Below are 14,022 nucleotides of genomic sequence, written 5' to 3'. Positions count from 1 at the left end.
GTTGACCGACAGCCGGCGGGCCGCTGAATCACCCGGGCCGGGTGCCACGGTCCGCTGATTTGTTGACGGTTCGACGATTCACCCGTCCGAGGGGCGCCGGGACGCGCCGATGACGACAGGTCAGGCGGACAGCGGGTCCGTGCTCTCCTCGGTCGCGCTGTCCAGGTCGGGGTAGACCTCGAAGAGCCTGCGCACCCCCAGCGCGGCGAGCACCCTGTTGACGTGCGAGCCGTCCACCGCGCCCTGGGCGGGCAGGATCAGCCGCAGCCGCCCCTGGCAGGAGCGCATCAGCCGCCGGGCCGCGATCAGCACGCCCACGCCGCTGGAGTCGCAGAACCGCACTTCCGCGAGGTCGAGCACCAGACTCCGCCGCCCGTCCGCGACAGCCTCGTGCACGTGCTGCCGCACCGACGGGGAGGTCACCAGATCCATCTCGCCGCAGACCCGGAGCACGGCCCACTCCCCCCGCTCGTGCTCCACCACCTTCAACGTCACGCGCTCGAGCCCCTTCACTCGGTCTGTCGTTCCTATGGAATGGACCCTTCCGCGGTATGGCTGCCTGGCGCTTCCCCCGTGCGGCGCCGAGTGAAACACCGCGGTCTCGTACGCGGTACAAGCCGACCACTGTTGAGCCTATGCCCAGCTCGAACCCTTCATCCCCATAGATCCGGTCACACCCGCATAACACATCGGCACATTCGTGCACGTACGATCGACCCCGATCGCCGACTGGGTGGAGCATGCACGCATGGTGACCGATCCAGTACCACACGCGACATGGATCAGGCGGCGTCTTTCCGGGATTCATCCCAACCGCTCGTGCGGTGTCGGACCCTCCCGTTACATTCGGTGCGAGGGCGTACAGCAGTGCGTACGGAAGGGGGCCGGGCCGATGACGAACGACGCGCCACCGCGCTGGGACCGCAGGATGCAGCAGCGCCTCACCCACGGCGAGGCCGCGGCCCTCGGCGAGCTCTACGACCGTTTCGCCTCCCTCGTGCACGGCCTCGCCCACCGCGTCCTGGGCGACGAGGCCGGGGCCGACCGCGTCACGCGCGAGGTCTTCGGCCATATCTGGGAGCACCCCGAGGAGTTCGACCCCCGGGAGGGCCCCCTGCGCTCCTGGATCGCCGGCCTGGCCCACCGGCAGGCCGTCAGCAGACTGCGGCGCGCCGAGGCCGACGAGGAGCGCCCGGCGGCCGAGATCGAGGAGAAGGTGCGCGCCGCGAGCGCCGCCGCCCGCGCGGACTACATCGTCACGTCCATGCCCGCGCCCCTGCGGGCCGCGCTGGATCTCGCCTACTTCCGCCGCCTCGACTACCGCCAGACCGCCGTACGGCTCGGCGTCACCGAGGACGAGGCGCGGCGCAGACTCCGGCTGGGCTTACAACTGCTGTCCACGGCCCATGACGGCCCGCGCGCGGTCTCGCCGCCCGGCGGTGGGGCGGCACTGCGATGAGCACCGCACCCCGACCGGGCGAGGACGGCGGGCACGGCGTGCCCGGGTCGCACGTACCCGGATCGCACATGCCCGGCTCGCACGTACCCGAGCCGCGTGTTCCCGCGCAGCGCGCCGCCGTGGAGGGCGGCGCGGGCCGGTCCGCGACCCCGCTCGTCCGCTCCCACCCGCTGCTCAAGTCACTGCTCGGCGCCTGGGCACTGGCCGCCTGCTCGGCCGAGGAGACCGCCGCCGTCGAGGCCCATCTGACCGACTGCGCGCCCTGCGCCGACGAGGCCGTCCGGCTGCGCGACGCCGTCGCGCTGCTCCACCCCGAGGACAGCCTCGACCTCGACCCGGGGCTGCGCGCCCGGGTGCTGACCGCGGCGCTCAACCGCAGGCCCGCGCGGATCCCGGTCCCCGAGTGGGCCGCTCCCTACGAGGCGGAGGCCTCCCGGCTCGACGCGCTGCTGCGCGACATCGGCGAGACGGAATGGCGGGCCCCGGTACGGCTCGGGTGGTTCGACGGGCGCTCCCCGGTCGCGCGCGAGGCGACGGTGGCGGATGTCATCGGCCACCTCACCGCGGTGGACACGATCGTGGCGGGCGCGCTCGGCATGGCGGACCCGCTGCGCGGGGCGTCCCCCGAGGAGCGGACGGAAGCCCTGTGGGCGGCGGAGCCGGCCGACCGGACACCCGCCTCCGTTCGGGCCGCGTGGCGCGACCAGGAGCAGACGCTGATACGGACGGTCTCCTTCGCGGGCGAAGCCGCCGCGGAGCTCCCCGTCGACTACGGGCCGTTCGCGCTGCCCCTGCGCGACGCCTTCCTGGACCGGGCCTTCGAGTGCTGGACGCACGCCGGGGACATCGCCGAGGCCGTCGACTATCCCTACGCGCCGCCGTCGCCGGCCCACCTCAACGGCATGATCGACCTGGCGGCCCGGATGCTGCCCGGCGCGATAGCCGCCCGGCGCCGCGCCGGCCTCGCACCGCCGGCGCGCGGTCTGGTGGTGGCGGGCGCACCGGGGCGCGCGCTCCATCTGGAGATCGAGGGGCGGGGTGGCGGACACTGGTACATCGCCCTGGACTCCCCCGGGGCGACCGGGACTCCCGAGGGGGAGGTGGCACATGTGGCGCTGGACGGGGTCGAGTTCTGCCGGCTGGCCGCGGGCCATGTCCCGCCGGAGGAAGCGGCGGCGGGCTCGCTCGGCGACGAGGAAGCCGTGCGCGACGTCCTGTACGCGACGGCATCACTGTCACGGCTGTGACACGCCGCTGACCCGCTCCTGAACCCGCCCCCGAACCCGCTCCTGTTCCCTCCCCCGGCCCGCCCGGGCCGGGGGAGGGAGCGGAATCACGCGAAGACGACCGTGCGGGTGCCGTTCAGCAGGACGCGGTGCTCGCTGTGCCACTTCACGGCACGGGCCAGCGCCTGGCACTCGACGTCGCGGCCGACGGCGACGAGCTGCTCCGGGGTGACCTCGTGGCCCACCCGCTCGACCTCCTGCTCGATGATCGGGCCCTCGTCGAGGTCGGCCGTCACATAGTGCGCGGTGGCACCGATCAGCTTCACACCGCGCGCGTGCGCCTGGTGGTACGGCTTCGCGCCCTTGAAGCTCGGCAGGAAGGAGTGGTGGATGTTGATGATCCGGCCCGACAGCGCCTTGCAGAGGTCGTCGGAGAGCACCTGCATATAGCGGGCGAGGACGACCAGCTCGACGTTCTCCGCCTGCACGAGCTCCAGCAGCCGCGCCTCGGCCTCCGGCTTGTTCTCCCTCGTCACCGGAATGTGATGGAAGGGGACGCCGTAGGAGCCGACGAGCTCGGCGAAGTCGGTGTGGTTGGAGACCACCGCGGCGATCTCCACCGGGAGGGCGCCGATCCGGGAGCGGAAGAGCAGGTCGTTGAGGCAGTGCCCGAACTTGGACACCATCAGGACGATGCGCATCTTCTCGTCGGCCCGGTGGATCTGCCAGTCCATCTGGAAGGAGTCCCCGACCGCCGCGAAGCTGGCCCGCAGCTTCTCCAGCGTGACGGGCGCCTCGGCGCCGAAGTGGACGCGCATGAAGAACAGGCCCGTGTCGCGGTCACCGAACTGCTGGCTGTCCTCGATGTTGCAGCCGGTCATGAAGAGATAGCTGGACACCGCGTGGACGATGCCCTGCTTGTCCGGGCAGGAGAGGGTGAGGACGTACTGCTGGGGCTGTTCGGTGGTCATAGCCCAATAGCGTCGCACACCCGGGACCCTGCCGGAGCCCGATGCCCGTCGGCGCCCGGTCAGTACCGCGTCGCGAGCTCCAGCACCGCCAGCGGGGGCGGCGGCGCGTCCGGGTCGTGGCCGTCGCCCAGGGCCATCCGCACATGGGCCTCCCGGGCGGCCCGGACGGCCTCCGGCCAGCCGTGGTGCCCCAAATACGCGGACGCCGGCGCGTCCGCCCCGACCTGGTGCATGATCCGCAGCACGCGCAGCACGGCGACGTCGACGAGCGCGGCCTCTCCCGAGTCCCGGAAGACCGTGCCGACGTATTTCTCGGCCGACCAGTTGTCCAGCCAGGTGTCCTCGACCAGGCGGTAGACGGCGTCGGTCACGTCCCCGTACCCCTCCCGGCCCGCCACCCAGCACTCCTGCTGGAAGACCGGGTCCGAGAGCATGTGCAGCGCCGAGCGCACGTTCGCACGCCAGCGCCACCACGGCATGTCATTGAGCGGCATACCGCCCATGGTGGTCGAGCGGCGGCCGCGACGGGAAGACTTCTCTGAACCCTGCACAACAATCGATCGTACGTTCCCGTGCGCCGTGCCGGAGCCCGGCCCCGGCGTTCAGGCTCACAGCTGGGTCCAGTCGTGGGGCGTCAGGCCGTACTGCCGCGCGATCGGGTTCCACAGGTCGGCCGCCTTCTTCTTGGCGGCCGTCGCGTCGGCGCTGGCACGGTCGCCGTCCGCGCTGTCGCGCGTCGGCAGGGCGTGGTCCTTCACACAGCCCTTCTTGCCCTTGGCCTGGCGGGCCCAGGCCGCGTAGTGGCTGTCCGCCGAGGCGGACGACTGCCACGCCTTCGTCAGCTGGGCGGTGAGGGCGGCGCTGTTGGACAGCTTGTCCGTGGGCGTCTGCCCGAGCCGGGCGACCAGGGCGTTGCGCTCGCCCGCGGCGGCGGTGAGATCGGCGGCGGACTTGTCGAGGTCCTTGCAGTTCCGGGTGGCGTCCACGGACCTGATGACCGCGTCCCGGCTGTTGTTGCTGTCCTTCAGCAGCGCGTCCAGCGCCTTGGCCTGCGCCGCCGCCGGGTCGTCGGTCTTGGCCGACGGCGAGGGCGTGGCGCTGGGGGTGTCCGCGGGCTTGGTCGGCGCGGCGGCGGAGGGGGCGGTCGTCGCCGGGCTCGCGGCGGCGGCGTTCTGCTTGTCGCCGCCGCCGTCGTCGTCCCCGCCGCTGAGCAGCGCGCCCGCGCCGAGCCCGGCGACGGCGCAGCCCGCGACGACGGCCGCGATCACCACGGCCGGGGACTTCTTGCGGCCCGCCGGACGCGGCCCGCCGTGGCCGCCGCCCGGCGCCACCGGGGCGCCGGGCGCGCCCGGCATTCCCGGCATGCCGGGACCGCCCCGGTGCCCCTGCGGGCCCGGGGCGCCCGGGAAACCGGGAGAGCTGGGGAAGCCCGCGGAGTTCTGGGCGCCCGGGGAGTGCGGGGGGTAGCCGTACGAACCGCCGGCGCCGTGGGACTCCTGCGGCTGCCCGAAGGGCGCGGGCACGGACCCGCCCGGCGGTACGGGCGGCAGCTGCTGCGTGGGCGTCGCGGAGCGGAACAGCGTGTCGAACTCGGCGGGCGGCGGCCGCTCCCCGGGCCGGGCCATCACCGAGAAGGGCGTGGCGGGCGTGGGCGTGGAGGTGGTGGGCGCGGCGGGCGGCGGGACGGCGGCGGAGCCAGCGCCCGTGGCGGACGAGGGCGCGGCTCCGGGCGCGGCCGGTGCTCCCGGCGCGGCTGCCGGAGCGGACCCCGGCCCGGCCGAGGGCACGGGCGGCATGAGGGTGGTCGCCGCCTCGGCGTTCGCCGTGTGCGCGGGGGACGGCTCGTCGCGCTCGTTGACGACGGGCGGGAGGTACTGCGTCGCGGCGGCGGAGTCCACGCCGGGGGCGGACGGTACGGGCGGCAGGTACTGGGTGGCCGCTTCGGCGGCCATGGGGCCCGTGGGGCCACCGTTGCCCGGGACGGGCGGGAGGTACTGGGTGGCGGCGTCGGCACCGGCCCCGGGACCGGCCCCGGTCATGGGCGGCAGGAAGGCCGTGGCCTCCGCGTCCCCGTAGGAGGCGTGACCGCCATGGGGGCCACCGTAGGAGCCACCGTGGGGGCCACCGACGGCCGGCGGGTTGCCCGGGTGCGAGGGCAGCAACTGCGTGGCCTCGGCAGCGGATTCGGGCCCGGAGTGTCCAGGACCCGCGCCGGGTATACCGGATATCTCCGGCTCCTCACGTATCTCGCGTATCCCGTGGATCTCCGGTATCGCGGGCGCACCGGCCCCACCACCCCGCGGCGGGTTCTCCGGCGGGAGAGGGGCGCCGGCCGTGGGCCAGGGCGTGCCCCAATCGGGGGCAGGCCGAACTGGCGGCGCGGGCGGGGCCGCAGGGCGCTGCGGCTCGTTTCCCTGTCCGCTCTGCGTCACCGGGACTCCTCAGGCTGTAACGGGACTTACGGGACCGGCGGCTCACGCTACCGGGTCCTGCGGGCGGTCGGCCATGCGCCGCCCGTTCGCCCCGAAACGCCCCGCTGTGCGGGCCGTCCTCAAACGCCGGACGGGCTGCCGTGCCCTGTCCTCAAACGCCGGACGGGCTGATTGACCCGCGATCCACCCGCCCGGCATCCGACTACGCCGCCTGCATCTCCATCCGCGCCCCGAACTCCCGTACCACCGGCTCGTCCCGGTACGGCTCCAGCCGCTGCTGGAAGTCGTCCAGGTACTCCGCGCCCCGGTTGGACCGCAGCGTGCCCAGCAGCTCCAGGGCCCGGCTGCCGGTGGCGACCGCCTCCTCCACCTCCCTCTGCTGCACGTGCGCCGTGGCGAGGAGCAGCAGGTCGATCGCCCGGCGGCGGACCCGGCCCGGCGGGTGCGCGGCGAGCGCGTCCTCCGCGTGGCGCCGCGCCGGTTCGGCCTGGCCCAGGTCACGGTGACAGTGGGCCAGCTCGTCCGAGAGGTACGCCTGGTCGAAGTGGCGGATCCAGGGCGGTTCGTCCCCCGACTCCCGGCCGCTGTCGGCCGCTTCGAGCCGGGAGACGGCCCGGCTCGCGACGACCTGGCAGGAGCGCGCGTCGCCGAGCAGCGCGTGCCCGCGCGCCTCGGCGGCGTAGAACATCGCCTCGGCGCGGGGCGGCACATGCCCCCGCGCCCCCTCCTGCGCGGCCTTGGCGAGCTGCGCGATCTCCCGTGGGTTGCCGAGCGAGGCGGCGAGGTGGCTCATGCTGGCGGCCAGCACGTATCCCCCGTAGCCCCGGTCGCCGGCCGCCTGGGCGAGCCGCAGCGCCTGGATGTAGTAGCGCTGGGCGAGCCCGGGCTGGCCCGTGTCGACGGCCATGTAGCCGGCGAGCTCCGTCAGCCGGGCCACGGCCGCGAAGAGCTCGCGCCCGACCGCCTCCCGGTAGGAGCCGGCGAGCAGGCCGGAGACGACGCTGTTGAGGTAGTGGACCACCACCGGGCGGACGTGCCCGCTGCCGTAGCGGTGGTCGAGCTCGACGAGGGCCTCCGTGGTGGCGCGGACGGCCTCGACGTCGGCGGTGCCGACCCGTGCCCCCGCGCTCCGGGCGACCTGCGCGTCGGCGGCGGTGATCAGCCAGTCGCGGCTGGGCTCGACGAGCGCGGAGGACGCCACCGAGGTGCCGCTGAGGAAGTCGCGCCGGCCGACGTCGCTGCGCCACAGCTCGCAGACCTGCTCGATCGCGCCGAGCACGGTCGGGGAGAACTGGAGCCCGACGCCGGAGGCCAGGTTCTTGCCGTTGGCCATGCCGATCTCGTCGATCGTCACCGTGCGGCCCAGCTTGCGGCCGAGGGCCTCGGCGATGACAGCGGGGGCCCGGCCGCGCGGCTGCTGACCGCGCAGCCAGCGGGCCACGGACGTCTTGTCGTACCGCAGGTCCAGTCCGTGCTCGGCGCCGCACATGTTCACACGGCGCGCCAACCCGGCGTTGGAGCAGCCGGCTTCCTGGATGAGCGCCTGCAGCCGTTCGTTCGGCTGCCGCGCCACAAGTGGCCTCGCGGCCATGCTTTACCCCCTGAGACTGCTGATACCGCTATGCGTTCGCGATGAGTCCCGCCGGATGCGGAACAGCCGGTTCGGCCGGGACAGCCGGGTCGGCCGTGAACGCTCTCTCCCGTGATCTTTGCCCCCTGGATATCCGGAGAATGCAGGACTTGCCGGTATTCGCGCCAATCGCGGCGATCCACGAACGGAACCACCGCCTCGGTGGCCCGCGCCGTCAACCGCCGCCCAGGTGGCTACCCCTTCGCGGCGGCGAACCCTCGCCTGCGCCCCCGTACATGCATCCGTGCGCCCCGTGTGCTGTTGCCGGCAGTCGTAACTAGCCCGTGCCGCCGCCGTAACCCCTGATGTCAAGGGGAGTTGTGTTGAACGTGGAAGAGACCATCGGAGTAGGAGCCCCGCACATTCCCCAACAACGCGGCGAGCGCGTGCTCGATGCCGCCGGGAGATACGCGGAGGACCGGCACTGGGACGTATTTCCGGGCACCTGGCTGGAGGCCGTCGAAGGACGGGAACGCTGCTCGTGCGGGGAGTACGAGTGCCCCGCGCCCGGTGCCCACCCGGCCCGGCCCGACTGGGCCTCCCAGGCCACGGGGAGCGCGTCCACGGCCCGGCGGATGTGGAGCAAGCAGCCCCGCGCCTCCATCCTGCTGCCCACGGGCCGCACCTTCGACGCCCTCGAGGTCTCCGAGTCGGCGGGCTTCCTGGCGCTGGCCCGCATGGAGCGGATGGAGATCCAGCTCGGCCCGGTCACCTGCACGCCCTTCCGCCGGATGCTCTTCTTCGTCCTGCCCGGCGGCTCCCTGAAGGTCGCCGACCACGCCCGCAGGCTCGGCTGGTCCCCCGCCACGCTGGACCTGATCCCCCACGGCGAGGGCAGCTACGTGGTCGCGCCACCCACCCGGATCGGCAACCGGGGCCGGGTCCAGTGGGCCCGGCAGCCCACGCCCGCCAACCGCTGGCTGCCGGACGCGGAGGAGCTCGTCAGCGCCCTGGCGTACGCCTGCGGCCGGGGCACCGCCCCGGCGAGCTGCCGCTGACCGGCGCGCCGGCCGGCACACCGGGACGGCGGCGGGAAGTCCCGACGGTCCGCGAAGTCCTGACAAACCTCATGCCCCCGCCCCTCGACACGCCTCTAGGGTGGTTCCGGGGGGCAGGGCGGAGTCCGTCCCCCGGAACAGCACTCGGGGATTTGAGGAACAGCACGTGGGACGGGAAGCGACGAACGCGACCGGGACGACCGGCATACCGGCGGTCCGCGTCGAGGGACTGTGGAAGCGGTTCGGCGAGCAGGTGGCGGTCGCCGGGATCGACCTGGAGATACCCGCCGGCCGGTTCGTGGGCCTGGTCGGCCCCAACGGCGCCGGGAAGACCACCACCCTCTCCATGGTCACCGGGCTGCTGCGCCCGGACTCCGGCCGGGTGGAGATCGGCGGCGCCGACGTCTGGCAGGACCCGGCCGCCGTCAAGGCCCGCATCGGGGTGCTGCCCGAGGGGTTGAGGATGTTCGAGCGCCTCTCGGGGCGTGAACTCCTCGCCTACACCGGGCGGCTGCGCGGCCTGCCCGGCGACGAGGTCGACAAGCGCGCCACCCAGCTCCTGGACGTCCTCGACCTCGCGGGCGCGCAGAACAAGCTCGTCGTCGACTACTCCACCGGCATGCGCAAGAAGATCGGCCTGGCCGCCGCGCTGCTGCACAATCCCGAAGTCCTCTTCCTCGACGAGCCGTTCGAGGGCGTCGACCCGGTCTCCGCCCAGACGATCCGCAAGGTCCTGGAGCGCTACACCGCCTCCGGCGCCACCGTCGTCTTCTCCAGCCACGTCATGGAACTCGTGGAGTCCCTGTGCTCCTGGGTCGCGGTGCTGGCCGGCGGCCGGATCCGCGCCCACGGCCCCCTCGCGGACGTCCGCGGCGACGCGCCGACCCTCCAGGACGCGTTCCTGGAACTCGTCGGCATGCGCGGCAACGCGGCCGACGACAACCTCGACTGGCTCGGCGGCGGCACCCGATGAGCGCGGCAGCCACCACCTCCACGACCCCCTCCACGCCCTCCTCGCCGACCTCCTCGACGATTCCCGCCACCACCGCCGTCTTCGTCCGGCTGAAGCTGTCGCTGCTGCGCAACGGACTGCGGCAGTCCTCCGGCCGCAAGGCCGTCTGGATCACCTCCCTCGTCCTCGTCTCCCTCTACGCCGCGCTCCAGCTCCTCGGCTTCGTCGCGCTGCGCGGCCACGCCCACGTCGGCGCCCTGACCGTGTGCACGGCGGCCCTGCTGGCGTTCGGCTGGGCGGTGATGCCGCTGTTCTTCCCCGGCGGCGACGAGACCATGGACCCCACCCGGCTGGTGATGCTGCCGCTGCGCCCGACCCCGATGCTGGCGGGCCTGCTGGCCGCGGCCCTGGTGGGCATCGGCCCCGGGTTCACAGTGGCGGTGCTGACCGGCGCGGTGATCGCCAGTGCCCACGGCGCCGCCGCCTTCGCCGTCGGCGTCCTGGCCGTGCCCCTGGCCCTGCTGGTCTGCCTGGCCCTGGCCCGGGCCGTGGCCACGGCCAACGTCCGGCTGCTGACCAGCCGCAAGGGCCGTGACCTGGCCCTGCTGAGCGGTCTGGTCATCGCGGTGGGCGGTCAGCTGTTCAGCCTCGCCATGCAGAAGCTCAACGGCGCCGGCATGGCGAAGCTGGAGTCCGTGGCCGACGTCCTGCGCTGGATCCCGCCGGGCTCCACCCTGGACGCCGTCCGGGCCGCGAGCGACGGCGCGTACGGGCGGGCCGCCGTCGATCTGGCCCTCACCGTCGTCGCGCTCGCCGCCGTCCTGTGGTGGTGGCAGCGCGGCCTGACGAAGGTCATGACCGCCGGCGACGCCTCCACCCTCGGCGCGGCCTCCGTCACCAAGCCCGAGAAGGCCCGCCCCGACGGCTCCGGCCTCGCCCGGCTGCTGCCCGCCGGCCGCACCGGAACCGTCATGCACCGCTCGCTGCGGTACATCTGGCGCGACCCCAAGACCAAGGCGTCCTGGGTCTCCGGGCTCGCGGTGGGCGCGCTGGTGCCGATCGTCAACGCGGCGCAGGGCATGTCCAACATCTGGTTCGCCATGTTCGCGCCGACCATGCTCGGCCTGCAGATGTACAACCAGTTCGGCCAGGACGGCCCGGCCTTCTGGATGGTCCTCCAGACGATCGGCTCCCGCCACGACGCCTACGCCGAACTGCGCGCCCGCGCCCTGACCTTCTCCCTGATCGCCGTCCCGTACGTGGCCCTGGTGGTCACCGGCACGGCCTACTTCACCGGCAGGTGGCAGGACTGGGCCGAGGTCCTGGGCCTGGCCTTCGCCCTCCTGGGCGCCCTCTTCGCCACCGGCGCCCTCGCCTCCGTCCTGGCCCCGTACTCGATCCCGCAGGACAGCGGCTTCAAGAACGTCGCCCCCGGCCAGGGCGCCCTCGCCTGGTTCGGCATGCTGGGCGCCCTCGTCGGCGCCGTCCTCTGCGCCCCGCTGGGCGCCCTCACGATCGGCCTCCACCTCGCGGGCGCCCACGGCTGGCTGTGGACCGTACTGCCGCTGGGCGCGGGCTACGGCGTCCTGGTGACCTGGGCGGGCCTGCGCCTGGCGGCCCCGCGCATGCTGGACCGCCTGCCGGAGATCCTCACGGCGGTGAGCAAGGGGTAGCGGGGATTCCCGTGAAACGCCGGAGGGGCTGGACGGATCCAGCCCCTCCGGCGTTTCGGCATCCGGCGGCGGAGGCTCAGCCCTTGATGTCCGCGTAGCCCTGGACCTCGCGGGGGTCGCGGGGGCCGGGTCCCACGTAGCGGGCCGAGGGGCGTACCAGACGCCCCGTGCGCTTCTGCTCCAGGATGTGCGCGCTCCAGCCCGCCGTGCGGGCGCAGGTGAACATCGAGGTGAACATGTGCGCGGGAACCTCGGCGAAGTCCAGGACGATCGCCGCCCAGAACTCGACGTTCGTGGCCAGCACCCGGTCGGGGCGGCGGTTGTGGAGCTCCTCCAGGGCCGCCTTCTCCAGGGCCTCGGCGACCTCGAAGCGCGGGGCCGCCAGCTCCTTGGCCGTACGGCGCAGGACGCGGGCGCGGGGGTCCTCGGCGCGGTAGACGCGGTGGCCGAAGCCCATGAGGCGCTCGCCCTTGTCGAGGGCGTTCTTGACGTAGGCGACGGCGTCGCCGGTGCGCTCGATCTCCTCGATCATGCCGAGGACGCGGGAGGGCGCGCCGCCGTGCAGCGGGCCGGACATGGCGCCGACCGCGCCCGACAGGGCCGCCGCGACGTCCGCGCCCGTGGAGGCGATGACGCGGGCGGTGAACGTGGAGGCGTTCATGCCGTGCTCGGCGGCGGAGGTCCAGTAGGCGTCGACGGCCTTGACGTGCTTGGGGTCGGGCTCGCCCCGCCAGCGCTTCATGAAGCGCTCGACGACCGTCTCCGCCTTGTCGATCTCCCGCTGCGGCACCATCGGCAGTCCCTGGCCGCGGGCCGACTGGGCGACGTACGACAGGGCCATCACGGCGGCCCGGGCGAGGTTGTCGCGGGCGGTGGCCTCGTCGATGTCGAGAAGGGGCTTGAGGCCCCAGACGGGCGCGAGCATCGCCAGCGCGGACTGCACGTCGACGCGGATGTCACCCGAGTGGACGGGGATGGGGAACGGCTCGGCCGGCGGGAGCCCGGGGTTGAAGGCGCCGTCGACCAGCAGCCCCCAGACGTTGCCGAAGGAGACGTTGCCCACCAAGTCCTCGATGTCGACGCCTCGGTAGCGGAGGGAACCGCCTTCCTTGTCGGGTTCGGCGATCTCCGTTTCGAACGCGACGACTCCTTCGAGTCCGGGGACGAAGTCGGACATCAGGCGGCTCCTCATGATGTGTGCGACAAGCGGCTGCCGACCGGCGGACCGTCCGGGATCTCCGGAGGTCCGGCCATGGATCGGAAGAGGTCAATGGGGTTGGGCTTGCGGCTGTTGCTTTCCGGTGGGGGTGGTGCTTCCGGTGGGGGTGCTGCGCTCCGGTAGGAGTGGCCGGCGCGGTTACGCGGCAGCATGCGCGGCTCGCGGTCCGTTCCGGTCTACCCGGTCATGCCCCGTGCGGATGTACTTCACCCCGGACATCACCCGGGCTCCGCAGAAGTACGGTGCCGGGTCCGGGGCCGGACACGATAGCCGGAGCTGACGGGAAGCCACAGCTGTCCACCGGTGATTTTGGGGGGTTCGGGGCTTGCGGGGAAGGTGATGTCCGGCACACCCAACTTTCCACTGGTGAAAGGGTTACGGAGCGGGATTCCGGGGCAGGAGAGCCGCCCGAACACCCGTCCGCCCGCAATGTCGGCCACCCCGTGCTGCAAGATGTCCACGTGTCCCACGCCGACGACTACACATCCGACGACGCCGACGACGCCTACGACGGCGATGACGGCCTCGAGTACGGACTCGCGTTCGACCTCCAGCACGACCTGGCCGCCATGCGGGCGCACTACCGCTCCGCGGGCCTGTCCGAGACGGAGCTGACGGCCGACCCGTACGAGCAGTTCGCGCACTGGTTCACCGAGGCCGCCGCGAGCGAGCTCCACGAGCCCAACGCCATGGTCGTCTCCACGGCCGACGCCGCCGGACGGCCCAGCTCCAGGACGGTGCTGCTCAAGGGGTACGACCGGCGGGGCTTCGTCTTCTACACCAACTACAACTCCCGCAAGGCAAGGGAGATCGCGCAGAACCCGCGCGTCTCCCTGCTGTTCCCCTGGTACCCCCTGGCCCGGCAGGTCGTCGTCACCGGTACGGCCGAACGGGTGCCGGCCGAGGAGACCGCCGCGTACTTCCGTGCGCGCCCCTATGGTTCGCAGATCGGCGCCTGGGCGAGCGAGCAGTCGACGGTGGTCGCCTCCCGCGCCGAACTCGACGCGGCGTACGAGCGAATGGCCGCCCGCCATCCGGAGGGCGAGCCCGTGCCGGTGCCGCCGCACTGGGGCGGCTTCCGGGTGACGGCGGAGACGGTCGAGTTCTGGCAGGGCCGGGAGAACCGCCTCCACGACAGGCTCCGGTACGTCCGCGACGAGACCGCGAAGACGGGCTGGCAAGTGGAACGCCTCTGCCCGTAGAGCCACCCGGGCCCCAGGGAGCCACCCGGCTCCGTAGAGCCATCCGGGCCCGAAAACGCAGACGGCCCGTGGGCTGCTACCGCCTCCCCGCCTGACGGCGGAGCGACGGTGCCGAGCGGACGACTCGGCGGCCCACGGACCGGGTGACTGCTTGGGATTGGCCGGCGTGGCCGGCGCTGCGTAGGAACGCGACGACGGGCGCTAGCCCGCAGTCACCTCACGCGTCCGGAAAGAAATCATGTCCCGAACCACCTCCCTTC

At 73.2% G+C, this 14,022-nt stretch carries 12 protein-coding genes; 6 read left to right on the top strand and 6 right to left on the bottom strand.

What is annotated here, in order from left to right; translation table 11 throughout:
- Window positions 1-120 precede the first annotated feature (120 nt).
- Window positions 121-495: an STAS domain-containing protein gene (locus tag ACX9I7_RS06940; protein WP_126915581.1), complete on the bottom strand. Its 375-nt coding sequence runs from the start codon at window positions 493-495 to the stop codon at window positions 121-123.
- A gap of 397 nt (window positions 496-892) precedes the next feature.
- Here ACX9I7_RS06940 and ACX9I7_RS06935 point away from each other — a divergent pair, with 397 nt between their 5' ends.
- Together ACX9I7_RS06935 and ACX9I7_RS06930 are read left to right on the top strand one after the other, a co-directional pair.
- Entirely contained in the window at window positions 893-1,459 is a 567-nt protein-coding gene (locus ACX9I7_RS06935) for a sigma-70 family RNA polymerase sigma factor (RefSeq protein ID WP_358627406.1), read from the top strand.
- Window positions 1,456-2,706 (top strand): maleylpyruvate isomerase N-terminal domain-containing protein, encoded by a 1,251-nt coding sequence (locus ACX9I7_RS06930; protein ID WP_459386797.1) that lies wholly within the window; start codon window positions 1,456-1,458, stop codon window positions 2,704-2,706. The genes ACX9I7_RS06935 and ACX9I7_RS06930 overlap by 4 nt, the downstream gene beginning before the upstream one ends.
- An 86-nt stretch (window positions 2,707-2,792) precedes the next feature.
- Here the strand turns inward: ACX9I7_RS06930 and purU are convergent, their stop codons facing one another.
- From purU to ACX9I7_RS06910, 4 genes are all read right to left on the bottom strand, one after another.
- Entirely contained in the window at window positions 2,793-3,656 is an 864-nt protein-coding gene (gene purU / locus ACX9I7_RS06925) for a formyltetrahydrofolate deformylase (protein WP_189453157.1), read from the bottom strand.
- Window positions 3,657-3,715: 59 nt separating this feature from the next.
- Window positions 3,716-4,159: an SCO4402 family protein gene (locus tag ACX9I7_RS06920; RefSeq protein WP_189453576.1), complete on the bottom strand. Its 444-nt coding sequence runs from the start codon at window positions 4,157-4,159 to the stop codon at window positions 3,716-3,718.
- Between the two features lie 105 nt (window positions 4,160-4,264).
- Entirely contained in the window at window positions 4,265-5,818 is a 1,554-nt protein-coding gene (locus ACX9I7_RS06915) for a hypothetical protein (RefSeq protein WP_459386796.1), read from the bottom strand.
- 472 nt (window positions 5,819-6,290) lie between these two features.
- Window positions 6,291-7,679, bottom strand: coding sequence for a transcriptional regulator (locus ACX9I7_RS06910; protein ID WP_189453161.1), 1,389 nt, complete (start codon window positions 7,677-7,679; stop codon window positions 6,291-6,293).
- 368 nt (window positions 7,680-8,047) lie between these two features.
- Between ACX9I7_RS06910 and ACX9I7_RS06905 the strand changes: the two genes are divergently transcribed.
- The 3 genes from ACX9I7_RS06905 to ACX9I7_RS06895 all read left to right on the top strand — a co-directional run bounded on the left by ACX9I7_RS06905 (window position 8,048) and on the right by ACX9I7_RS06895 (window position 11,341).
- Window positions 8,048-8,716, top strand: a complete 669-nt coding sequence (locus ACX9I7_RS06905) for a bifunctional DNA primase/polymerase (RefSeq protein WP_387575338.1) — start codon at window positions 8,048-8,050, stop codon at window positions 8,714-8,716.
- Window positions 8,717-8,882: 166 nt separating this feature from the next.
- Complete coding sequence (locus ACX9I7_RS06900) at window positions 8,883-9,689, top strand: ABC transporter ATP-binding protein (protein ID WP_189453165.1); 807 nt, start codon at window positions 8,883-8,885, stop codon at window positions 9,687-9,689.
- Window positions 9,686-11,341: a transporter gene (locus ACX9I7_RS06895; RefSeq protein WP_459386795.1), complete on the top strand. Its 1,656-nt coding sequence runs from the start codon at window positions 9,686-9,688 to the stop codon at window positions 11,339-11,341. The genes ACX9I7_RS06900 and ACX9I7_RS06895 overlap by 4 nt, the downstream gene beginning before the upstream one ends.
- A 76-nt stretch (window positions 11,342-11,417) precedes the next feature.
- Here the strand turns inward: ACX9I7_RS06895 and ACX9I7_RS06890 are convergent, their stop codons facing one another.
- Window positions 11,418-12,518, bottom strand: a complete 1,101-nt coding sequence (locus ACX9I7_RS06890; RefSeq protein WP_459386794.1) for a citrate synthase 2 — start codon at window positions 12,516-12,518, stop codon at window positions 11,418-11,420.
- A gap of 602 nt (window positions 12,519-13,120) precedes the next feature.
- On the opposite strand from ACX9I7_RS06890, the gene pdxH reads away from it, so the two are divergent.
- Window positions 13,121-13,762 (top strand): pyridoxamine 5'-phosphate oxidase, encoded by a 642-nt coding sequence (gene pdxH / locus ACX9I7_RS06885; protein WP_387575728.1) that lies wholly within the window; start codon window positions 13,121-13,123, stop codon window positions 13,760-13,762.
- Window positions 13,763-14,022: the final 260 nt, after the last annotated feature.

It is taken from the genome of Streptomyces sp. L500, from assembly GCF_054551825.1.
The sequence above is the reverse complement of the archived record's forward strand: the minus strand, read 5'-3'. Positions and strand labels throughout refer to the sequence as shown.

What these genes read in the sequence shown, in the direction of transcription:
- ACX9I7_RS06935 (WP_358627406.1), top strand. Translation starts at nt 893, where the DNA reads ATGACGAACGACGCGCCACCGCGCTGGGACCGCAGGATGCAGCAGCGC.
- ACX9I7_RS06930 (WP_459386797.1), top strand. Translation starts at nt 1,456, where the DNA reads ATGAGCACCGCACCCCGACCGGGCGAGGACGGCGGGCACGGCGTGCCC.
- purU (WP_189453157.1), bottom strand. Translation starts at nt 3,656, where the DNA reads ATGACCACCGAACAGCCCCAGCAGTACGTCCTCACCCTCTCCTGCCCG.
- ACX9I7_RS06920 (WP_189453576.1), bottom strand. Translation starts at nt 4,159, where the DNA reads ATGGGCGGTATGCCGCTCAATGACATGCCGTGGTGGCGCTGGCGTGCG.
- ACX9I7_RS06910 (WP_189453161.1), bottom strand. Translation starts at nt 7,679, where the DNA reads ATGGCCGCGAGGCCACTTGTGGCGCGGCAGCCGAACGAACGGCTGCAG.
- ACX9I7_RS06895 (WP_459386795.1), top strand. Translation starts at nt 9,686, where the DNA reads ATGAGCGCGGCAGCCACCACCTCCACGACCCCCTCCACGCCCTCCTCG.
- ACX9I7_RS06890 (WP_459386794.1), bottom strand. Translation starts at nt 12,518, where the DNA reads ATGTCCGACTTCGTCCCCGGACTCGAAGGAGTCGTCGCGTTCGAAACG.